Origin of the sequence: Paenibacillus senegalimassiliensis (genome assembly GCF_001486585.1) — a bacterium.
In the GTDB taxonomy this organism is placed as follows: domain Bacteria; phylum Bacillota; class Bacilli; order Paenibacillales; family Paenibacillaceae; genus Fontibacillus; species Fontibacillus senegalimassiliensis.
The window spans coordinates 852,202-873,051 of record NZ_LN909046.1 but is presented as its reverse complement, the minus strand read 5'-3'; the positions used below and the strand labels follow the sequence as shown (position 1 = coordinate 873,051).

19 protein-coding genes, 1 tRNA gene and 1 pseudogene are annotated in these 20,850 nt (G+C 50.7%); 2 read left to right on the top strand and 19 right to left on the bottom strand.

Annotated features, from left to right (window positions below; translation table 11 throughout):
• Position 1 precedes the first annotated feature (1 nt).
• The 4 genes from parE to BN3279_RS18105 form a co-directional block, all read right to left on the bottom strand.
• Positions 2–1,987: a DNA topoisomerase IV subunit B gene (gene parE / locus BN3279_RS18120; protein WP_059052690.1), complete on the bottom strand. Its 1,986-nt coding sequence runs from the start codon at positions 1,985–1,987 to the stop codon at positions 2–4.
• Between the two features lie 89 nt (positions 1,988–2,076).
• The gene (locus BN3279_RS18115) at positions 2,077–3,066 is read right to left on the bottom strand and encodes an ABC transporter permease (protein WP_059052688.1); all 990 of its coding nucleotides are present in this window, start codon (positions 3,064–3,066) and stop codon (positions 2,077–2,079) included.
• Positions 3,059–4,021 (bottom strand): ABC transporter ATP-binding protein, encoded by a 963-nt coding sequence (locus BN3279_RS18110; protein ID WP_082673120.1) that lies wholly within the window; start codon positions 4,019–4,021, stop codon positions 3,059–3,061. Before BN3279_RS18110 ends, BN3279_RS18115 begins: the two co-directional genes overlap by 8 nt.
• Positions 4,022–4,077: 56 nt before the next feature.
• Positions 4,078–4,884 (bottom strand): GDSL-type esterase/lipase family protein, encoded by an 807-nt coding sequence (locus BN3279_RS18105; RefSeq protein WP_059052685.1) that lies wholly within the window; start codon positions 4,882–4,884, stop codon positions 4,078–4,080.
• Positions 4,885–5,051: 167 nt separating this feature from the next.
• Here BN3279_RS18105 and BN3279_RS18100 point away from each other — a divergent pair.
• Positions 5,052–5,124: transfer RNA gene (locus BN3279_RS18100), tRNA-Lys, on the top strand.
• A 128-nt stretch (positions 5,125–5,252) separates the two neighbouring features.
• Here the strand turns inward: BN3279_RS18100 and BN3279_RS18095 are convergent.
• From BN3279_RS18095 to BN3279_RS18085, 3 genes are all read right to left on the bottom strand, one after another.
• Entirely contained in the window at positions 5,253–5,759 is a 507-nt protein-coding gene (locus BN3279_RS18095) for a DUF4178 domain-containing protein (protein ID WP_059052683.1), read from the bottom strand.
• A gap of 32 nt (positions 5,760–5,791) precedes the next feature.
• Complete coding sequence (locus tag BN3279_RS18090; RefSeq protein ID WP_059052681.1) at positions 5,792–6,463, bottom strand: PspA/IM30 family protein; 672 nt, start codon at positions 6,461–6,463, stop codon at positions 5,792–5,794.
• Positions 6,464–6,545: 82 nt separating this feature from the next.
• Positions 6,546–7,091, bottom strand: coding sequence for a CAP domain-containing protein (locus BN3279_RS18085; RefSeq protein ID WP_059052680.1), 546 nt, complete (start codon positions 7,089–7,091; stop codon positions 6,546–6,548).
• Between the two features lie 282 nt (positions 7,092–7,373).
• Between BN3279_RS18085 and BN3279_RS18080 the strand changes: the two genes are divergently transcribed.
• A complete protein-coding gene (locus BN3279_RS18080) occupies positions 7,374–7,964 on the top strand; it encodes a C40 family peptidase (protein WP_059052678.1) in 591 nt (196 codons plus the stop codon).
• A 34-nt stretch (positions 7,965–7,998) separates the two neighbouring features.
• On the opposite strand, the gene BN3279_RS18075 is transcribed toward BN3279_RS18080, so the two are convergent.
• The 12 genes and pseudogenes from BN3279_RS18075 to nth all read right to left on the bottom strand — a co-directional run bounded on the left by BN3279_RS18075 (position 7,999) and on the right by nth (position 20,770).
• Positions 7,999–8,703, bottom strand: a complete 705-nt coding sequence (locus BN3279_RS18075; RefSeq protein ID WP_059052676.1) for an ABC transporter ATP-binding protein — start codon at positions 8,701–8,703, stop codon at positions 7,999–8,001.
• Positions 8,700–9,500: an ABC transporter ATP-binding protein gene (locus BN3279_RS18070; protein ID WP_059052674.1), complete on the bottom strand. Its 801-nt coding sequence runs from the start codon at positions 9,498–9,500 to the stop codon at positions 8,700–8,702. The genes BN3279_RS18075 and BN3279_RS18070 overlap by 4 nt, the downstream gene beginning before the upstream one ends.
• Positions 9,497–10,786, bottom strand: a complete 1,290-nt coding sequence (locus tag BN3279_RS18065; RefSeq protein WP_232436919.1) for a branched-chain amino acid ABC transporter permease — start codon at positions 10,784–10,786, stop codon at positions 9,497–9,499. Before BN3279_RS18065 ends, BN3279_RS18070 begins: the two co-directional genes overlap by 4 nt.
• Before the next feature lie 18 nt (positions 10,787–10,804).
• Positions 10,805–11,788 carry a branched-chain amino acid ABC transporter permease gene (locus tag BN3279_RS18060; protein ID WP_059052670.1) on the bottom strand — a complete coding sequence of 328 codons (984 nt, stop codon included), beginning with the start codon at positions 11,786–11,788 and terminating at the stop codon, positions 10,805–10,807.
• Positions 11,789–11,828: 40 nt separating this feature from the next.
• The gene (locus BN3279_RS18055; protein WP_059054529.1) at positions 11,829–13,034 is read right to left on the bottom strand and encodes a branched-chain amino acid ABC transporter substrate-binding protein; all 1,206 of its coding nucleotides are present in this window, start codon (positions 13,032–13,034) and stop codon (positions 11,829–11,831) included.
• A 482-nt stretch (positions 13,035–13,516) separates the two neighbouring features.
• Positions 13,517–14,422 (bottom strand): helix-turn-helix transcriptional regulator, encoded by a 906-nt coding sequence (locus tag BN3279_RS18050; RefSeq protein ID WP_059052668.1) that lies wholly within the window; start codon positions 14,420–14,422, stop codon positions 13,517–13,519.
• 95 nt (positions 14,423–14,517) lie between these two features.
• A complete protein-coding gene (locus BN3279_RS18045; RefSeq protein WP_059052666.1) occupies positions 14,518–14,979 on the bottom strand; it encodes a GNAT family N-acetyltransferase in 462 nt (153 codons plus the stop codon).
• Positions 14,976–16,163 (bottom strand): formate-dependent phosphoribosylglycinamide formyltransferase, encoded by a 1,188-nt coding sequence (purT, locus tag BN3279_RS18040; RefSeq protein ID WP_059052664.1) that lies wholly within the window; start codon positions 16,161–16,163, stop codon positions 14,976–14,978. Before purT ends, BN3279_RS18045 begins: the two co-directional genes overlap by 4 nt.
• Positions 16,164–16,298: 135 nt before the next feature.
• The gene (locus BN3279_RS18035) at positions 16,299–18,095 is read right to left on the bottom strand and encodes a dynamin family protein (protein ID WP_157686464.1); all 1,797 of its coding nucleotides are present in this window, start codon (positions 18,093–18,095) and stop codon (positions 16,299–16,301) included.
• A gap of 884 nt (positions 18,096–18,979) precedes the next feature.
• Positions 18,980–19,432, bottom strand: a pseudogene (locus BN3279_RS24280) (dynamin family protein); the annotation flags it as partial.
• Positions 19,433–19,785: 353 nt separating this feature from the next.
• On the bottom strand, positions 19,786–20,061 hold the full coding sequence (locus BN3279_RS18025; protein ID WP_059052657.1) for a hypothetical protein: 276 nt from the start codon (positions 20,059–20,061) through the stop codon (positions 19,786–19,788).
• 25 nt (positions 20,062–20,086) lie between these two features.
• On the bottom strand, positions 20,087–20,770 hold the full coding sequence (gene nth / locus BN3279_RS18020; protein ID WP_059052655.1) for an endonuclease III: 684 nt from the start codon (positions 20,768–20,770) through the stop codon (positions 20,087–20,089).
• Positions 20,771–20,850: the final 80 nt, after the last annotated feature.

The following is a 20,850-nucleotide window of genomic DNA, read 5'->3' as shown; positions in this document are numbered from 1 at the left end:
TCTATTCCTCAAACTCCGTGAAATCCACGTTCTCCACAATCCAGCGCTTGCGCGGATCAACCTTGTCTCCCATCAGCGTAGACACACGGCGTTCGGCCTTGGCAGCATCTTCGATCTGTACCTGCAACATCGTCCGCGTCTCGGGGTTCATCGTCGTCTCCCACAACTGCTCGGGGTTCATCTCTCCAAGCCCCTTGTAGCGCTGAAGCTCGAAGTTCTTGCCGAACTCCTTCAGGTAGTTCTGCAATTGCTCATCTGTCCAGGCATACCGCACAGTCTCCAGCTTGCCGGAACGGCGGGCAATCTTGTATAGAGGGGGCTGAGCGATATATACCTTCCCGGCGTCAATCAACGGCTTCATATAACGATAGAAGAACGTTAGTAGCAGTACCTGAATATGTGCTCCGTCGGTGTCCGCATCGGTCATGATAATGATCTTGGAGTAACTGCTGTCCTCCACTGCGAATTCTGGCCCGATGCCCGCGCCAATAGCAGCAATAATTGCCCGATATTCATCATTCTTCAGGATGTCAGCCAGTTTGGCCTTCTCCGGATTCATCGGCTTACCCTTGAGTGGCAAGATCGCTTGAATCTTCGAATCCCGTCCTTGCTTGGCCGAGCCTCCCGCCGAATCTCCTTCGACGATGAACAACTCGGTACGCGTATAATCCTTCGACTGTGCTGGCGTCAGCTTGCCGCCAAGATTGGAGCTCTCGCTGCGCTTCTTGCCGGTACGCATTTCATCGCGGGCTTTACGAGCTGCCTCACGTGCCTTGGAGGCTTGTACCGCTTTCTTGATCAGCGTCTGCGCCACCTGCGGATTCTCCTCAAGGAAGATGGCCATCTTCTCTCCGACAACCGATTCCACTGCACTACGTGCCGAGGCGCTGCCGAGCTGATCCTTGGTCTGGCCGACGAATTCCACCTCGGACATCTTCACGCTGATGACCGCCATCATTCCTTCGCGCAAGTCATTGCCTTCCAGGTTCTTGTCCTTCTCCTTGATCATGCTGTTCTTGCGGGCATAATCGTTCATCGCCCGAGTGTAAGCCGTCTTGAAACCCGTCTCATGTGTCCCCCCACCCCGTGTCGGAATAGAGTTAACGAAAGAGGCGAGCGTTTCCGTGTAACCCGCATTATATTGGAGCGCCACTTCGACTTCAATATCCTCCCGCTCGGCGTAGAAATGCACGACCTCGTGCAGCACGTCCTTGCCGTCGTTCAGGAACTCGACGAACTGACTGGCTCCGCCCTCGTAAAAAAACTCGTCAGAACGGTCGGAGCGCTCATCCTTCAAGGTCACCTTCAGGCCCGAATTCAGAAAAGCAATCTCCTGTAAACGTTCCGCGAGTGTATCATAATTCAGTCCAATTCCACTGGTGAACACGCGAGCATCCGGCTTGAACGTCACCTTCGTACCCGTTCGGTTCGTATTGCCGATAACTTCGAGTCCCGTCACCGGTTCCCCTACATGCTCACGGCCTTGATCGTCAACCCAATATTCGAAGCGCATTCGGTGAATCTTGCCGTCCCGGTAGATTTGAACTTCCAACCATTCAGACAAGGCATTGGTTACCGAAGCGCCCACGCCATGCAGACCGCCGGATTTCTTATAACCCGATCCGCCAAACTTGCCGCCGGCATGCAATATCGTATAAACCACCTGAGGCGTCGGGATGCCCGTCTTGTGCATCCCCGTCGGAATCCCCCGGCCGTTGTCGATCACGGTGACCGATCCGTCCTTATTGAGCGAGATGTCGATTTTGGAGCAGTATCTTGCCAAGTGCTCGTCGACGGCATTATCCACGATCTCCCATACCAGATGATGTAGTCCCGACGAGCTCGTACTGCCAATGTACATCCCTGGCCGCTTGCGTACCGCGACAAGCCCTTCGAGCACTTGAATGTCGTCCGCGTCGTAACCCGAAGACGAGCTGCCGGAACGTGTGCCGGGTACGTCCTCGAACAAATCGATTTGTTCGGCCATTCATGCTCCCCCTTTTACCTCTTTTATGTAGTCTTTTGGTAAATCGTAATCAAAAAATGCAAACAGATGTTTTGGTGCCTTTGTCCATTTTAATTCAAGATGTCTTGTTTCGTAAAGACAAGGAATGAAACGAGTAGTGAACAAGCCCCCCATACCGCCAGTACAATCAGTGAAAATCCCAGCGTCATGCCCTCAATCGGGGCCGGAGTTCCCGCCAGATAGTGGGTTAGCCCCAGATTGACCATAAATAAATATTTGGCACTCGTCCACGAAGCCGCCATATTTGTCAGGATATTACCTGCAATTAACGCCGCCATCATAATGACGATGCTGGCCGAGGTGCTCCGTACAAGCACAGAGACCATAAACGCCAGGCACGCCACAACCACGCTGACAAACCAGATCAGCCCGGCCTGCATAACGATGTACAGCCATTGAGGCACCGCGTGTACTCCCGAAATATCAACCTCGGCTCCTTGCAACTGGAATCCAGTGAACACCGGCAGGTTAAGTCCGCTGTAACCGAAGAACAAGCCGGAGATCAGGTAGCAAATCACACAGGTTGCAATGATGGTCAGTGAGACGAACATCTGCAATGTAATCAGCTTGCTGAGCAGAACCTTCCATCGCCTGATCGGCCGGGTCAATAACATCTTGATGGTTCCACTCGTCCGCTCCGAGGATACGATATCCGACGCTATCCCCATAATTAGCAACGGGATGAACAACGTCGCTGCATTGTCCAGAAATTCCCGGGTAAACGAAACTCCACCCGGTTCGCGAGGATTAACATCATGCTCCAGATAATATTTCATCTGCTGAATATAGATTCGACGATACTTCTTCCATTCCTCTGGTACCCGGTCACTACCCAGCGAATTTTGATTATCCGTAATGGCCTGCTGTACCTCGCGCCGCCAATCGGTACCGAATTTCTCCCGCTTGTCTTCGGCCTGCCTAAGCTGCGCATAGGTAAACATCGGCACAAGCACGATCAGCACCAGCAAAATGACATAGAACCGCTTCTTCTTGATCATCTTGATCGTTTCATTTTTTACTAAAGGAAGAATGTTATTCAATGCTCTCACCTTCCGTCATCTCCAGGAACAATTGCTCCAGCGTCGGATTTACCTTCTGTACCGCTCCCACCCGGACACCTTCCTGCACCAGCCGAGGGATTAACTCACCCACCCGCTCAAACGGCATCTGGGTCACCAGGGCCTCACCACGAATACTTGCCACTATAGAATCGTCCAGCACCCGGTCTACCTCATCCACAATACGCACCTCGGGCACAGACCGAAGCAGCGCTTCACCACGGTCTCGCGGCTCCAATTCCCACACCACAACGTTTGAACTGCCTGCCATTAATTCCTGAACGCCACCCACGGCAAGAAGCCGCCCACGACCGATGATGGCGACTCGGTCACAAAGCAATTGAATTTCACTTAACAAATGACTAGAGACAAATACAGCCATGCCTTCCTCCGCCAAACGGCGAATGAAGGTGCGCATTTCCTTAATGCCTTTGGGATCAAGCCCATTGGTTGGCTCATCCAGGATCAGCAACTTCGGGCGGCCAAGCAACGCTTGGGCGATACCAAGCCGCTGCCGCATACCAAGGGAATACGTCTTGACCTTATCGTCGATTCGCCCTTCCAGACCTACCGTACGTACCACCTCGGCAATGCGTCCGGCCGGGATGCCCGGTGTCATACGAGCGAAATGCTCCAGATTCTCACGCCCGGTCAGATAGGGGTAGACCTCCGGGTTCTCAACGATCGAACCTACGCAGCTCAAGGCTTGCTCCGGTTCCTGCCGAACATCATGACCACAAATAACTACCTTGCCCGCCGTCGGACGTACCAAATTAACCAGCATACGGATTGTCGTTGTTTTCCCGGCACCGTTGGGTCCCAGAAATCCAAAGATTTCGCCCGCATTCACTGTAAAGTCGACCTCATGTACAATCCACTTGCGGCCGATTTTCTTCTTCAAGCCCTGAACTACCAGCACGGGGGTTGTCTCCGGCACTGCAATCTCCCTCCTTGTCCTGTACTGACTGACTGAACCTGCTCATTCCATCTGCTCTATTCACGGGCCAAGCCCTGAACCATCCGCTCTGCAATAGCTTGGTATCCGTCTGCGTTAGGGTGAAAATGATCACTGGCCAAATAACGTACCGGGCCTAGTGTAAATAAATCGTAGGTAGGCACAATGAGTGTACCTTCATATTCGTTTAAAGTCTCTTGTGCCATCCGATTCCAGCGGGCTACGGCATCATTCCCCGTCTCCTTGATTCCCTCCAAATCGCTAAACGGATTATACAACCCGACATACACCAGCAACGCTTGCGTATTAATCTCCTTTAACTCCGCCACAATCTGACGGTAATGCTCCGAATGCACAGAGACCGCTTCCTCGATCTCTTCCGGGGTAGGCATGTGCTCACTCGATGCCATGCGCTCCGTACCATCAAACAGATCGTTGCCCCCGATCGATAAGACGATGATTCCTGCCTGCTGAAGCGCATGTCTCACGCCTGGATCGTCCAGCATGGATAGCAGCTTCTCTGTATCCAGCCCATTGATGCCCAGGTTATTAATCAGCTTGGACTCATGCCCTTGTTCCTGAAGCAATTCCACGCTGCGGCGCGCGAAGCCCTTACCCGTGTCGTCGCCGGTACCTTTAGCTAGCGAGTCTCCAATCACCGTCATATCCCAGGCTCCCGCCAGGGTCTCATGCTCCTCTAGTGCCGAAGGAACCTCCAAGCTTCCCTTGGCTGCCGAGGGATTCATAATATCAGTGACCGCATAAATAAAACCACCTAACAATAACAGGGTAGACAGGGCGGATACAGTCCCCGCCAACCTCCATATCCGGGATGCCGACTTCATGTCAATCTTCCCCCTGTTTCGTCATCATATTTAAATAAACTCTCCAACTTATGTAAATAACATAAAACTTCTCGTTTCCAGATGCAAATTTTTCAAAAAAAGACTAGCTTTTTAAAATCAGTCGAGATATAATAATTCCTGTTCCCAAAAAGAACACTAACATTTATGGGTTATTAGCTTAGCTGGCAGAGCAGCCGACTCTTAATCGGCAGGTCGTAGGTTCGACCCCTACATAACCCATTTACCGAACATCCTCCGCTCTTTTGCAGCGTGAGGATGTTTTTATATTGGTAGCACATTTCCAAGCATGAAGAAGCGCGAGAAGCGAGACTTGCCGTCCCGTTCCCCGCGCTTTTGTCTATGCGCTATTAGTTGCCGCGGATCACCTTGACATCCGCTGGAATGACCTTGACGCCCTCATAGAGCATAAAGCGTCCATGCTGCCATTCGATTCGCATCAAATGTCCATCATCTGACTGGTATTGCCAGACATGCTGCTCCCCACCTTGCATAAAAGGTGTCTTGCCTACCACCGCAACATGGCCGCCATATTCTTCTTCCAGGTAATATTGCGTTCCATCCAGCTCCATTTGCGCAGGCACCTGACTAGGATCATCAAGCCGCCCGTCAATCGGGCGATACAACTGATACTGCAAGGACTCTCGTTCCTCTATAAGCAGGTAGCTGATATGGCTACCGTCTTGCAAGGTTAGCACCACCGCATTGCGCCCGCGGTTACCTACCCTTCCGGTCACTTCATAAGAGACAAGGGACACCTCGCAGATGTCCCCCGGGCCCAGGTCCAGCATACTCTTCTCCGCAACTGGTGGAGTTGGCTTCGCGAACAGATTGCTTATTCTCTTCAACACGCTCATATCCGGTCAAGCCTCACTTCGCCATGGGTCCCTTATTTTTTGTCCTCATATTGCTTCAGCAATTCGGCCAACTCGGCTTCTACCGCAGCATCCTTGCTTAAAGTTTCGAATTCATCATCCAAAGATCTGCCCTTGGAGCTCACTTCATTGCTGGCTTCCGCCTGAGCTTCCATTTGCAGCATCTTCTCTTCCATGCGCTTCATGCCACCTGCTGCGGAATCGGAACCAAATCCGTTCATTGCCTTGTTGATTTCATTTTGCGCTTTGGCCGCATTATAACGAGCTACCAACGTTTCACGCTTATTTTTCATCTCGGTCAATTGCTTGCGCATTTCATCGAGCTTCAGACGAAGATTGTCTGCGGATGCTTTATTTTGATCATAGCTGGCTTTATATTCAGCCATCTTGGCTTCCGCTGCCTTCTTCTCTTCCAACGCGCGACGAGCCAGTTCGACGTTCTGAGCTTGGGCCGCTTGATGAGCCTGCTGCGTACGACGTTCGACCAAGGCCTCCTGCTCTTCATACAGACCTTTGAATCTTTTCTCAATGGCAATTTGCGCGGCTACCGCTTTCTCGGCGTCCTCCAAATCCTCCTGCATGTCCCGAATATATTGATCCGTCAATTTAATAGGATCTTCCGCTTTGTCGATCAAGGCATTAATATTGGACATGGTCAAATCACGTAATCTTTTAAATATAGACATTGTTTTATTCCTCCCGGTATAGAAATTCAGATTATGTTTATGTTTACGCTGCAACCGTCTGGAGGTTTCAAATTTAAGTTATTTATTTCCCGATAAACTCCTGAACCCAGTGACCGTTATAATAACCGACACCAATGAGCTTGAAATCCGGATTTAGGATATTTTCCTGATGATCGGGACTATTCATCCAATCTTTGACCACCTCTTCGGCGGAGCGTTGTCCCTTGCCCAGGTTCTCACCAGCATATTTATACGTAATACCAAAGGAATCCATCATTTCGAAGGGAGATCCGTACTTCGGCGAGGTATGACTGAAGTAGCGATTATTATACATATCAATTGCCTTGGTCTTTGCCATTTTTGTTAAGTTAGTATGAACCATAAGCGGCTTTAGGCCTACGGCCATCCGCTCTTTATTTATAAGCGCGACTACTCTGGACGCATTTTGCGTCTGAATTTGCGCATATGCGATCGCCAGAGCTTTCGATTTATTAGTTTCAGCCTTAGTTTGCGTTGCTGCATGGGCTGTTTCCACACCCCAGCCGCCCCCGTCTGTTATAATAGTTGATACGGCCAGAACGGACAATAATAAGCCGGCTAGCCCGATTTTTTTGCCCCATTGTTTCATGATGCTTGCTCCTCCTCGGCTGATTTCCCCCACTTCTCGTTTCTTGTCACATTTTAACATATTTCCAGGACAAAGGCTCGATAAAAAAATTGGAAAAAGACGGATTTTCATCTTCCTTCATTATACAAATCCCTGTTATGTCGCCTCAGCGTGTACAAGACCTTAGTCCAGTATAAATTCCGTCTTCGGTCCGTTTTTGAATCAGTTAAAAACTAGTACGATATTCATAACGCAAGACGCATAGGTATAACAGTTATTATCATATATAACGGTGGTTGAAACATGAACAATACAATGAAGATCTACATATTGCTAAGCAATCCGAATACGATTGTAGCCAAAATGATTGGCTTATACACGAAAGCTCCCTTTAACCATGCCTCGATTTCCTTTGATCACGAGCTTCGCGAGGTGTATAGCTTTGGACGCAAGCACCCGCTGATTCCGATTTATGGGGGGTTCGTCAAGGAGGATGTCCGCTGCGGGGTGTTCGAAAAGGCGAGTTGCGCGGTATACAGCCGTACTGTCAGCAAGGACACTTATTTGCATATGCGGAGTTTCGTGCAGCAGATTGAAGCCCATGGTGAGCTGTACAATTATAATTTCCTGGGCATTCTCGGCATTATCCTTAACATGGAGATGGGGGGAGATCGGTCTTATTTCTGTTCTCAATTCGTCAGCCAGGTATTCCAGGAAGGCGGAGTCAAGCTACTGAACAAATCAGCCGGACTTACCACGCCCGCCGACTTCTCCACCTGTACTTCTCTTAAGCTCGAATACAGCGGTTCACTGGAGGTCTATCGCAAGATGAATCGTTATTCACAGCTTCCGCAATCGGTCTTTGAACCAAACCATCTGTTTGTAGCTAATTAGTTACTTCTCCTAAAAGTGAAAGAAGCCCATCTGGTCAAGCCAGATAGGCTTCTTTCACTTCTTCGTTGGCAAGCAATACCGCAGCTTCATCCTCCATGATGATCTCCCCGGTCTGCATGACGTAACCCCGATGGGCAATCTGCAGCGCCTGATAAGCATTTTGCTCTACAAGCAGCACGGTCATTCCCTCCCGATTCAGTTGCCCGATGATAGCAAATATCTGTTCAACAATAATAGGTGCTAGCCCCATGGACGGCTCGTCTAGAAGCAGAATTTTGGGGCCCAGCATCATGGCCCGGCCGATGGCCAGCATTTGCTGCTCTCCACCACTCATCGTTCCTCCCATTTGCGTCAATCGTTCCTTCAACCGTGGAAAGTGATCAAAGACCGTATCCATGCGTCGCCGGATCAGCTTCTTGTCTTTGACGGAGAAAGCCCCCATCTCCAGATTTTCTTTGACCGTGAGTCTGGGAAAGATACGGCGCCCCTCAGGTACATGAGCTATCCCCTCCAACGCCGCCCGGTGTGGAGATAACGTGGACATATCTGTCCCGCTGAACCAAACCTTGCCGCTGGTACTCACCTGTCCGCAAATCGCCTTAAGCGTAGTCGACTTTCCCGCCCCATTGGAACCAATTAACGATACAATCTCACCCTCATTGACCGTTAGAGACACACCCTTTAACGCCTCGATCGCTCCATAATAAGCGTGGACCTCCCGCAATTCCAGCAAGCTCATGATATTTCTCCCTCCTTCACCACCGACTCTTCAACAGCACTCGTGCCCAGATAAGCTTCAATTACCTTGGGGTGTGAACGTATCTCATGCGGCTCACCCTCGGCAATCTTCACTCCGTAATCGAGCACCAGAATTCGTTCGGAGAGCTCCATCACCAGCTTCATATCATGCTCGATCAGGATTACCGTCATCCCGGTCTCTTCCTGAATTCTGCGAATGAGTTCAATCAACTCCACCGTTTCCCGTGGATTCATCCCCGCCGCGGGTTCATCCAGCAGCAGAACCTTTGGCCTTGTCGCCAGCGCCCTGGCGATTTCCAACCTCCGCTGCGCTCCGTAAGGAAGATTGGCCGCCTGCTCGTTCAGCAAATCTTCCAGACCTACAAACTCTAGCAAACGGTAGGCTTCCCGGTGCACCTCATCCTCCTCATGCCGAAACGCTGGCAAAGACAATAAGGTACCCAAAATGCCTGATTTCAAATGAATATGCATGCCAACCATCACATTTTCCAGCACCGTCATACTGCCGAATAAGCGAATATTTTGAAAGGTCCGGGCAATCCCGCGTCCAGTAATCTGATGCGGTTTAACGCCAACAATCGAGTTTCCGTCCAGTTCGATCTGACCCTCATCCGGCGTATAAATACCCGTAATCATGTTAAAAAATGTCGTCTTTCCCGCTCCGTTAGGTCCAATAACTGCCGATATCTTCCCACGTGGAAAGGAAAAATCCACGCCCCCCACCGCGGTCAAACCGCCAAAGCGCTTGACTAACCCACTGACCTTCAGGATTGTCATTTTGCTGCACCTCCGCTTTGCGTCTTTGCCGGGGCATGAGCAGGCATGGTCGCAGGCGAATCATTCGCCGCCTTCAGCCGTGCGGGATCTACCTGTTTATTCTTGGCCGCAATCAGCCCGTTAGGCCTGAATATAGCGATTAGAACCAGCACCAATCCAAAGATTAAACGCTGCATTTTCGCCGGAGACACTGAATTGGGAATATGAATGACCCCTTGCAGGGTCAGTTGATTCAGCCAGTTCGTCACCTCGGTGAGTACCTGAAGATTCAGGATTGTAATCAGCGCAGCCCCAAGGATGACGCCAGGCACACTCCCCATGCCACCCAGCAGCACCATGACTAAAATAGTAATGGACTCCAGCAGTGTGAAGCTCGTTGGGTCAATAAATGTCTGCTTGGCTGCAAACACGACACCCATCACGCCAGAGAAGGAAGCACCGATTGCAAAGGCTGACAGCTTGGTACGAATAAGCGGGATGCCCATAGACTGAGCGGCGATCTCATTCTCCCGAATTGCCTTCCACGCTCTGCCCAGCCGGGAATGCTCCAACCGCCGAACACTAAATATAACAATTGCCAAAATACCGATAACGATAAAATAATATTGATTGGGAAAAGCAAACTGAAAGCCAAACAAATTCGGTGCCTGAATCGAAGATAACCCCATCGCCCCACCCGTAATGTTCACGGGTCGATCCAGATTGTTGAATATAATCCGAATAATCTCCCCGAAGCCAAGGGTGACGATTGCCAGATAGTCGCCCTTGACGCGCAATACGGGAAGCCCCAGCAGAAGCCCAAACAAAGCCGCCATAAATCCACCCAGCAGGAGGAAAATCCAGAATGCCCCACCTGATAACGGAAACAGATCTCCGGCAATAAATTGATTCGCCTGCGGTGTAGCAAAGATAGCATAGGTGTAAGCTCCAACTGCGAAAAACGCTACAAATCCAAGATCCAGCAGTCCGGCAAAGCCAACGACGATATTAAGCCCTAGTGCCATAGCGATATAAATACCGCACTGTGTAGCTACCTCCATATAGGACTGATGTGCGGGCCCCCCTGAGGTCGCAAACGGAATAATGATTAGCAGCAGCAAGGCACCCACGGACCATTTGATTCTGCCCGGGAACGTCGTATAGTGCAATAAGAGCAATGAGCCTAGTAGCAACAGGAAAGAAACCACCGATTTATCTGAGAAATAAACACCAGCCGCTGTAACGACCACAAATAATGCGAATAACGAAGCCTGTGCGCCTTGACGGCGTTGTATCCATTGCGTAATTTGATTCAAGGCACCCACCTACACTTTCTCTTTCACGGCTTTGCCGAATAAACCTTCCGGCTTGAAGATCAATACCGCGATTAGAATCAGAAATGCCACTACATCTTTATATTCCCCACCAAGTACGCCTCCCGTGATAATGGATAAATTCGCTGAAGAGAACATTTCCAGTACACCGATGAACAAGCCGCCAAACATGGCCCCGCGAATATTCCCGATACCCCCAAGTACCGCTGCGGTAAAGGCCTTCATACCTAAAATGAAGCCGATATAAGGATCAATTGTTCCGTACTGCTGAGCGAATAACACCCCGGTTCCGCCCCCCAAGGCAGAACCGATAAAGAAGGTTAAAGCTATCATTTTGTTCACGTTGATCGACATCAAGGAAGCCGTTTCCCGATCTTGGGCCACCGCCCGCATCGCTGTGCCCCATTTCGTCTTATTGACAAAGAAATCAAGGCCAATCATAAGCGCTACCGCCACCACTACAACAATGATCGTATTCGTCTTCAGGAAGGCGTCGTCAAATCCACCCCACCACGAAGAGATTCCGAGCTTCACGTTACCCCCGTATAATGAAATGCCAGTTACGACAAAGTTTCCTGTACGAATATCCGCAATAAACCGCACGATATCCTGTAGCAAGAACGAGACCCCAATAGCCGAAATTAATGAAATTAGCTTTGGAGCCTTGCGGAGTGGCCGATAGGCCACCCGCTCGATTCCAATACCAAGCACACCCGTGAACAGCATCGCCGTGACCAATATGAGAAAGTAAGTTACCCCATTTGGTAGTCCGCCAAGCACGCCTGCCGAGCTCATGGTCAGCAGCACAGCCGTCCCTACGAAAGCGCCCGTCATGAAGATTTCCCCATGCGCAAAGTTGATAAATTCAAGAATGCCATACACCATCGTATAACCGATGGCTACGACGGCATAGACAGCGCCCAGCGTCAAGCCGTCCACCAAAACCTGGGGGAGTGTTTGCAGGATTATATCCATAAAGTCCTTACCCCTTCTACTTTAAAATCCGCTGCTGTGATTATTTGGGCTGTTCAATTTCCGACACTAAGGTGCCGGGATAAGTTGCCGTTTGAAATTTGTAAATGAACACTTTGGCAAATTCATTGTCGCCCTTATCATCGAAGCTGACTTTGGTAGCAATACCGTCAAAATCACTCGTCGCCCGAATTGTATCGCGAACCATTTCACGAGAAGGTAATTTCCCTTCCCCCTCTTCAATCGCTTTCTTCACACCATCCAGAATAATATTCATAGAATCATAGCCATAAGCAGAATAGTTCTCCACCGTTTTACCAAATTTCTCCTTATACTTATCTGCCCATGCCTGATTGGATTTTGTAATATCTGTGGATACCGAGCTGTAAGCTACATCCAGCACCTTGTCTCCTGCAATGTCGATCATCCCCGAGGAATCCAGAGCATCCCCGCCCATAATAGGTACTTTAATTCCTTTCTCCCGAGCCTGCTTGACGATTAAGCCCGCTTCCGCATACATTCCGCCAAAGAAGATGAAGTCCGGCTTCTTACTAAGTACCTGGTTCAACACACCGTTGAAATCCTTCTCCCCAATCGTAATCCCCTCATATCCCGAAATCGTGGCGCCAAGCTCTTCGGCGGCGCTTCTGAAGGCCTCAGCCAGCCCTTGTCCATAAGCCGTTTTGTCCTGAATAACGAAAATGTTGCTGGCTCCCACCGTATTGACCGCATATTCAGCGCCCGCAGGTCCCTGGAAGTCGTCACGAGCTACAATCCGGTTAGCAATCTTGAGCTTACGGTCCGTAAAGTCCGTTGCCGTACTTGCCGGAGATACCATCGGGATATTGTATTTTTCATACACGACCGAGCTTGGGATAGATACGCCTGAATTCAGATGGCCCAGCACAGCAAGAACTGCCTGATCGGCACCAATCAACTCGGAATTGGCTACCCCTTTCTTCTGATCCCCTTGATCATCATAAGGTACAAATTGCAAATCGAACCCGAGTTCCTTGAATTCAGCCTGCCGCTCCTCAAGTGCCATCTGGCCGCCAAGCTTGATCGACTCCCCTTGAATTGCTGAGCCTCCGGATAATGGTGATTGCGAGGCAATCTTGATGACCGTTAGATCCCCGCCTCCCGAGCCTGACGATGCGCCTCCTCCTGTCCCGGAGGAGTTACACGCCGAGAGCAATCCGATGATTAAGCAAGAGATTGTGAGTGATGCCAGTAATTTTTTGACTTTCATAGAAACGTCATCCCCTTCATTAATAGTTGCGCCGTCCTTACTGACATTCAGCCAGTTCGTGCTTGCGCCCTGCCACATGTTCCTCATCTGTCTCTCGGATGTGTTGTGTATGTCAGTAATCATGACATTTGAGAATAACCTTACTGCCCAAACTACTAAATACTATAATTTCCTACCTTTCCATTTTGTGAACAAACGATATTTTTTAGATAACTCCTTATTTATGTCATATTTAGTGACTTGAAACTGACAAAACCCACCATTTATAACATGACATACTGCCGTCTAGTATTGGGTTGTAAGATGAGAGAGGTTAATCCAACAGAAAGGTTGATCAAGATGCAAGAACGAGGAATAAGCTTTGAGGATATTATTTGCCTTCCTGACAGACGCAGGGAGAGTTGGAAGGTTGACAATGGCGCAGCAACAGCGATGGCCCATTGCGGGCAATGAAGTGGAGGAACTGAAGCAATCATGATCGCTTAGCCCTTGGTTAGGTTATCTTCCAATGCCTTTATTTTACTAAGAAGAGTGTCACGGACACTTTGCGGCTCAATATGTAGTAGAGTAGCTCCAAAGGAGAGCAGGTAGTGATAAAGCCATTCACCATCGGGGAACGACGTTGTAACCGTAAAAGATCCATCTTCGTTTTGCACGACGTCTTTTTCGAAGAATTCATCATATATCCTAAATGCTCCCAAAGGGGACACTCTCAATTCAATGGGGATCAAGCTGCCGGCAAATCCGCTGTCTATATGAGCTGGTGGCTCTAATCTTGTTTCGAACAATTCATTCGTCATTTCAACGTCATTTATACGAGTTACCTTGAAGGTCCGATAGGCCTTTTTCTCAAGCTGATAAGCAATCAGGTACCAGGCTCTATGCTTGAATACCAATTGCACCGGCTCAGCATGACGTAAACTCTTGACGCCCGCAGAATTGAAATAAGCAAATTTAATCACCCGAGATTCGGTAATGGCTAATCTCAGCAGATTGAACTTTTCTTTATGTTCTTCATTACTTCCCCAAGGAGAGAAATCCACTTCGATCCAATGGTTATTCTTTTGTTGAAACAGACTGCTTAGACGCGATAGCATATCATCCAGATCAGGATATTGAGTGGCAGAAAGATTTTGTAAAGCGATTAAAATTTGCTGCTGCTCCTGCTCGGAAAGTACAGATTTATTCAAGACAAAATCCTCAAGCAGGGCTATGCCGCCACCTTTGCCTTGACTCGTATATACAGGTATACCCGAGTTACTGAGCGTATCAATATCTCGATAAATCGTCCTGACCGATACTTCAAAATGGCTAGCTAACTCCTTGGCGGTAACCGTCTTCTTGTCGAGCAAAATGTAGACAATTTCAAACAGCCTGCTTATTTTCATAGGCCCTCCTCTTCTGACAAAAAAGCTTCACCTCTCCCTCAGGAAAGGCGAAGCTATTCAGGTATATCCAAGATACAATCAGCGTGTATTAGTGTCTAGGCTTGCGATAGCAGCTTGTTCATGCGGTAGCCAGCGCAGCGGAAGCCGCAATGCTCGTAGAAGGCTTTCACCAAATTATGATTATCTCCGGCGGTAGACAGAATCAACTCAGAACTGCCGCGACTGCGCGCCCAGCGTTCTGCTTCTTCAATCAGTCGTCTACCAATGCCCGAGGCACGATGCGCTTCATCTACAATCAATGCCGTAATTCTTGTCACCGGCTTCTTCATATCATGAGTTTGATGCTGCTTAAGAAATGCCGTTCCTACTACAACACCGTCCAGTTCTGCTACCAAATTCCCGAATAGCGGCTGCTCTTCCAGCATCGCTAGCCTCTCCTTTAATACGCTGGTCGTCGTCGGATAACGAAGCTGGCGCATCAAAGGAAGCATGTGGGCAACATCGTCACAGCATCCTTTACGAATGATCAACGCTGGAGCTAACACCTGTGTACTCACTTGGACCAAACCACCTTTAATGAATTTGCCGCTTCCTTGGCGCGGCTGCGTGCCGTTTCCACATCTTCCGCCGCACTCAGGGCAACGGCCATCCGCCGGCCCGGCTTGCAAAGCGGCTTGCCGAATACTCTGACCTGAGTTCTCGGTAGATTTAACGCTTCCTCAATTCCGGCAATCTCAAAATCCTCGCCCTCCCGGTCTTCAGCGCTCTTCAATGTCGCTGAAGCCCCTGGCGTCAGCAAGGATACCGAAGATACAGGCAAGCCCAGAATAGCCCGTACATGCAAGGCAAATTCGGATAAATCCTGCGTCACCATAGTGACCATACCAGTATCATGAGGTCTTGGTGACACTTCACTGAAGACGATGCCTTCCTCCGTAACGAACAACTCCACGCCGAACAGACCGTATCCGCCAAGAGCATCCGTAATTTTGCGGGCAATGTCCTCTGCCTCACGAAGCTGCGCTTCGCTCATCAGATGCGGCTGCCATGATTCTACGTAATCCCCGTCACGTTGCACGTGACCTACCGGTGGGCAAAACACCGTACCGGATACCGAGCGCACCGTCAGCAGCGTAATCTCACTGGTGAACGGGACAAACGCTTCGACGATGACCCGTGTATTTTTGGCCCGGGCACCTTCCATCGCCATTTGCCAGCAATCCTCAATCTCTGCGAGGCTGCGGCAAACGCTTTGTCCCTTCCCCGAGGAGCTCATCAGCGGCTTAATCACACAAGGCACACCGATCTCGGCCACCGCATTCTCCAGTTCCGCCAAGCTGTTCGCGAAGCGATAAGCCGCCGTTGGCAAGCCAAGCTCCTCTGAAGCCAGACGACGAATCCCTTCACGATCCATTGTCAATCTGGCGGCAGTTGCCGTAGGAATTACTTTGAAACCTTGTTGTTCTAGCTCCACAAGAGCCTTGGTCGCAATCGCCTCTACCTCCGGAACAATCAAGTCCGGCTTGGTACGGAGAATCAGCGACTTCAAAGCCTCCTCGTCCAGCATATCCATGACGTATGACTCATGAGCCACTCCCATCGCCGGTGCATGCGCATAGCGGTCAACGGCAATGGTACGGACGCCGAGACGCTGCGCCTCAATGACAACCTCCTTGCCTAATTCGCCGCTGCCCAGCAGCAAGATCGTCTTAGGACTTTTTGATTCAGGAGCTCCCCACATAACGACGTCATGTCCCCCTTAACGCATAGTTAACAATCCTATTCTATTTTCGGGCTTTATGTCGAATATTGCAATAGGGAGTAATTAAAAAATAGGATATATATTAAAGAAAAGTTACAAAACTTTAAACGCCCTTTACAATTCCTGTGATTCTCCGCCAAGACGAGCGGAAACATCTTGCCAATAATCCAATTGTTGGGATGTGGCTCGGGCTCCGCGAATACTCTCCTCCCATTCCTGCCAAAGGCCGTGGAAATAAATCGCCGTGTTCTCCAGGCCGACGGCAATCTCACGAGCATAATGATCCCGGAACTGAGCCTCCTGTACACTTACAACCTCCTTGAGCTGCTTCAATAGCGGCTCCTCCAACTTATTACGCAGGACAGTGCGACCTCCTCCTTCAAAGAAGGTCCGGGGGCTCTTGAACATTGGCCAGTACGTGTCCACCGGGAACGAAGCGTCAGTAAGCAGACCCTCAGGAATAGGTGGTGTACTCCAATTGACACCGCCTTCCGGCGGAGATAGGGGCATATCCAGCGCGGGTTCATGCTTGTTGCACCAAGCCTCCGCCGCATAGCTCAGTAAGTCCTGTGCCTTGCGTTCCAGACGCAGCGAAGTCGCCAGCAGCTCCCGTTCAAGCTCGGCAGATACCTGATTAAGCCAGCCTCTTAACGCTATAGCGAAGTTGCGCTTCATCGGACCATGATGCTCTTGAAGCAGAGAGGGATGGAAGAACTCGGCGAACATCTCTAGCGCCAGCAATCTAAGCCGCTGCACCACATGGTAGAGTAGCTCCTCATTCTCCTGATTCCATTCCCGGCTAATATTCGTCTGCCGATATTCAGACAGCGCCTGCTCGAAGATATGCCGCTTGTCTTCCAAGCCAGATAATTTCCGCCCCGCATCCTCGGCATTGTCTCCGGCAGCCGTGATCCATTGCAGCAGACGTTCCTTCATTTGCCCCAGGAGGGAGTCCGCTGAGGAGGCTGCCAGTTGTCCCAAATCATGCTCCAGGAACTCGGCGAAATGGCTGCGAAACAAGGCAAAGCCTTCGTCAGCAGCAGCTAAGCCTTGCTCGGCCTGAAGCGCCCGCAAGCTGGATACGGCATACACACTAGGCTGCTGGATGCCAGCCCCGTATAACCCTTCCCGTACATGTTCTACCACAGCAGCCAGTTCCTCCTGCGAAGCTGCCAGATCAGCCGCATTGACCAGGAAGAACATTTTGTCCAGCGCGAAGCTTCCTTTAATTCGTCCAAGCTGGCTTAATAACTGCTTGTCGGCTCGGGAGAACGCATGATTATAATAGGTTACAAATAAAATAGCATCCGAGGTTTTCATATATTGAAAAGCTACCCCTGTATGCCGGGCATGGATGGAGTCGGCTCCTGGCGTGTCCACCAGCACGATGCCCTGGCGGGTCAGTGGCCCTTGATGATACAGGTCAATCTCGGCGACAAAGCAAGCCTTCGTCTCCTCCGCGGCATAGCTGCGGAATTCCTCCAGCTCCACTAGCTCCGCCTGACCCAGCTTCGAAGCTGAGGTCTCCCAGCCTGCAAGTGCGGCTTGCAAAAAGCTGAAATGCGCTCTGCCTGCAGCCGGAATATCCCCGGCCTTCAAACGGCGAACGCTATCCATCCATTGCTCTTCCTGCCATGGCCCCAAGCCTAGCGCTTGAAAGGAGAAGGCCAGATCTTCCCGCATGGCTTCGCCGCTTTTGAAGCGAATGCTTGCGGTACGGTGACGGTTCTCTGCGCCGGGAGCCAGCACGCGGATAATCGCCGCGGTGGTCGGATGCGGCGATACGGGGAGCACGGCTTCGCCCAGCAAAGCGTTGGCGAAGGACGACTTCCCAGCGCTGAACGCTCCGAACAGCGCCACGGTGAAGATGCCGCTGCGCAGCTCGGCCGCGCGGCGAAGCAGCTCCCGCACCCCCGTCCTGCGGCAAGACGCGGCGAGGGCACTGCCAGCAGCGCATCCAGCATGCGCGCTGCGGCCCACCGGTAACGCGCTCCGATCCCGGCGGATACCGCTGCCGCGTAATGCAACGTCGCTTCGCCCGACAACAGCGCTCCGGCAGGCAGCGGGTCTATAATCCACTCCGCTTCAGGCCGGGGCATCGCTGCATCAAGCTGCCCCTCCCAAGCTTCACTCCACACTTCCAATTCCTGGCCAATCCGCCGTAGTTCCTGCCTAATATGCCAATCCAGCCCTGCATCGACCTGCTCAGCTAAGGCGAGCAGGATCGCCTCCTGCCGCTTCGCCTTCTCCCCTTCCGTACGGCCTCCGCCAAACCACCCCTTAGCCTTGAATCCCGGCGCCTGACTTTCCAGGTACCGGCCTGCCAGCTCACGAAGGGGCGGCGTCATTAATTGTGCCGTATCGGCGATATGGCTGATCCTGCCAAGCCCATCCTGCTTCCACGCTTCCATATCCGATACGGCAGGTTCTCCGCTCTCTTCCAGGTCTCGCAGTTCGTTCTCCAACGCTTCAGCATCGAATTCCCCGCCGGTCACTTCTTCAAGACGCTGACGCTCATCCTGCCCGGTATCCCGCACCCGCTCCAAATGAGCCTGCACCGTCCGTTCCGCCGAAGCATAGACACCATAATCAATCAGTGCTGACCCCCGGGACAATAAAACAGCAAGCGTCTCTTTGAGCCCGTCCAACATATTTCCCGGAGCTGTCGGAGCTTTTAGAGAAATATAGAAAATACCCTGCGGCTTGATGTTCCATATATCAAAAGCCTGAACCACAGAATTCTGAAAGTCAGCCCAGGATAACTCTTCTTCTCGATGCTTATCGATCTGATTAACGATCATATATAGAGGCTTGCCGTAATCCATCAACGATTGGGCAAAACTCAGATTTGTCTCGGATGATACATGGTTATAATCCATGACATAGAAGACGACATCGGCCAAATGCAGGGCTGAATATGTAGCAAGCGCATGGCCCGTATCATTGGAATCCACTCCGGGTGTATCCAGCAAGGCCCCTCCATGTAGCGGAAGCTCAAGCTCCGCCCACAGTTCGACTCGTGTATAGGCTTGACCGTCACGGCAATAGTCCGCCACCTCTTCAAGTGGTACTTCCACGCGAGGTTCACTTGAAGTCGCTAAAGTCAGCAAAGCCCGGGGAGCCCCTTGGCGAATAAGCACTACATTGGCGCTGGTTGGTAGCGGCCCCGTTGGCATCACCGTCTTGCCGCACAGGGTATTAATCAGACTCGATTTACCTGCCGAGAAATGACCGCAAAAGCCTATCATAAATTGTTGTTCTTCCAGCTTCTCTTCCAATTCCCTAAGCTCTGCTACCGCAGGATCTTCTTCCACCATCTCCCGCAGCAGCCGCAGCCGCTCCTGCAAGGAAATATCCGTCACCATTCCACCTAGACCTCCGCTCTCCTTGCACTCATATGTCTTCTTCTATATAGTGCCGTTTTGAATTATCAATATTTTAACATCTTCCGCTTGCCTTGCAAACGGTTTCCCTTTTGCCCATGAATGCAAAAAAATGCAAAAAATCCCCGTCAGATCATGTCTGACGGGGAGCTCTTACAATCCTATGGATTCTTGAACATGTTAGATCAGCGGCAATCGCCGCGTAGTCATCGGTCAGCTTAGCTTACAGCACCTGCTGCTTCTGTAGGAAGCAGAATTTCGAATACCTTGCCGTGCTGCAAAATTGTAATGCCGCGACTCTTGTCCTTCATAACCACAACCTCAGGTTTAGCTGACATTCTTTCCAGATAGTGCTCAGGCACCTCGCCGGAATCGCTGACCACCAGGCCTTCCACCTCGCGCTCGTCGTTTTCGCCAAGTTGCAAATCAATCACTTGCTCAAACACGTCGGAAAATTGTTCAAAGTTGTCGGTATACACAGAAATGCATCTCATCTTGGTCTCTCATCCTCTACTATCATTATCTTTTTTGGGCCATACGTTCCTTATTTTTTCTAGGTTGTGGTGATTTCATACGTTTCTTGCCTTCACGGCATACCTCAAGAAGCGGACAGATCTCGCAGCCCGGGTGCTGTGCCTTACAGTGGTATCTTCCAAAGAAAATCAGGCGGTGATGCGTCAGGGTCCACTCATCCTTAGGCACCCGCTTCATTAACTTCTTCTCCACCTCCAGGACGGAATCATTCCATCCCGCCAGACCAAGCCGCTTGCTGACACGCTCCACATGCGTATCGACCGCAATGGCGGGCACATCAAACGCATTGGATACAACTACGTTTGCGGTTTTTCGACCAACGCCTGGCAATTGAACCAGCAGTTCGTGTTCTTTGGGCACTTCACCACCGTATTGCTCCAGCAAAATCCGACACAAGCTTTGAATATGCTTGGCCTTGCTACGGAACAATCCGATACTGCGAATGTCTTGCTCCAGCTCCTCCAAGGGAACCGCTACGTAATCTTCCGGCGATCTATACTTGCGGAACAAATCGGCCGTGACTTTGTTCACGGTTGCGTCGGTACACTGCGCGGACAGCAGCACGGCAATCGTAAGCTCAAAGGCATTGCTATGGTTCAGCTCGCAGCGCGCATCCGGAAACATGTCCCCGATGGTGTCCAAAATATGACGGACATCTGCCGCATTCATGTCTCCTCACCCCTTCACCGGTTCATTGGTCAAATTAAGCTTCTCATTCCAGAAAAAACCGCCTTGGTCCGGGAAACATC

Excerpts from the sequence above, each read along its gene's own strand:
- BN3279_RS18060 (WP_059052670.1), bottom strand. The coding sequence starts at position 11,788 with ATGGATATAATCCTGCAAACACTCCCCCAGGTTTTGGTGGACGGCTTG.
- BN3279_RS18050 (WP_059052668.1), bottom strand. The coding sequence starts at position 14,422 with ATGAAAATAAGCAGGCTGTTTGAAATTGTCTACATTTTGCTCGACAAG.
- purT (WP_059052664.1), bottom strand. The coding sequence starts at position 16,163 with ATGTGGGGAGCTCCTGAATCAAAAAGTCCTAAGACGATCTTGCTGCTG.
- BN3279_RS18055 (WP_059054529.1), bottom strand. The coding sequence starts at position 13,034 with ATGAAAGTCAAAAAATTACTGGCATCACTCACAATCTCTTGCTTAATC.
- BN3279_RS18070 (WP_059052674.1), bottom strand. The coding sequence starts at position 9,500 with ATGACAATCCTGAAGGTCAGTGGGTTAGTCAAGCGCTTTGGCGGTTTG.
- BN3279_RS18075 (WP_059052676.1), bottom strand. The coding sequence starts at position 8,703 with ATGAGCTTGCTGGAATTGCGGGAGGTCCACGCTTATTATGGAGCGATC.
- BN3279_RS18105 (WP_059052685.1), bottom strand. The coding sequence starts at position 4,884 with ATGAAGTCGGCATCCCGGATATGGAGGTTGGCGGGGACTGTATCCGCC.
- BN3279_RS18080 (WP_059052678.1), top strand. The coding sequence starts at position 7,374 with ATGAACAATACAATGAAGATCTACATATTGCTAAGCAATCCGAATACG.
- BN3279_RS18090 (WP_059052681.1), bottom strand. The coding sequence starts at position 6,463 with ATGTCTATATTTAAAAGATTACGTGATTTGACCATGTCCAATATTAAT.
- BN3279_RS18095 (WP_059052683.1), bottom strand. The coding sequence starts at position 5,759 with ATGAGCGTGTTGAAGAGAATAAGCAATCTGTTCGCGAAGCCAACTCCA.
- BN3279_RS18025 (WP_059052657.1), bottom strand. The coding sequence starts at position 20,061 with ATGAGATGCATTTCTGTGTATACCGACAACTTTGAACAATTTTCCGAC.
- nth (WP_059052655.1), bottom strand. The coding sequence starts at position 20,770 with ATGAATGCGGCAGATGTCCGTCATATTTTGGACACCATCGGGGACATG.
- parE (WP_059052690.1), bottom strand. The coding sequence starts at position 1,987 with ATGGCCGAACAAATCGATTTGTTCGAGGACGTACCCGGCACACGTTCC.
- BN3279_RS18085 (WP_059052680.1), bottom strand. The coding sequence starts at position 7,091 with ATGAAACAATGGGGCAAAAAAATCGGGCTAGCCGGCTTATTATTGTCC.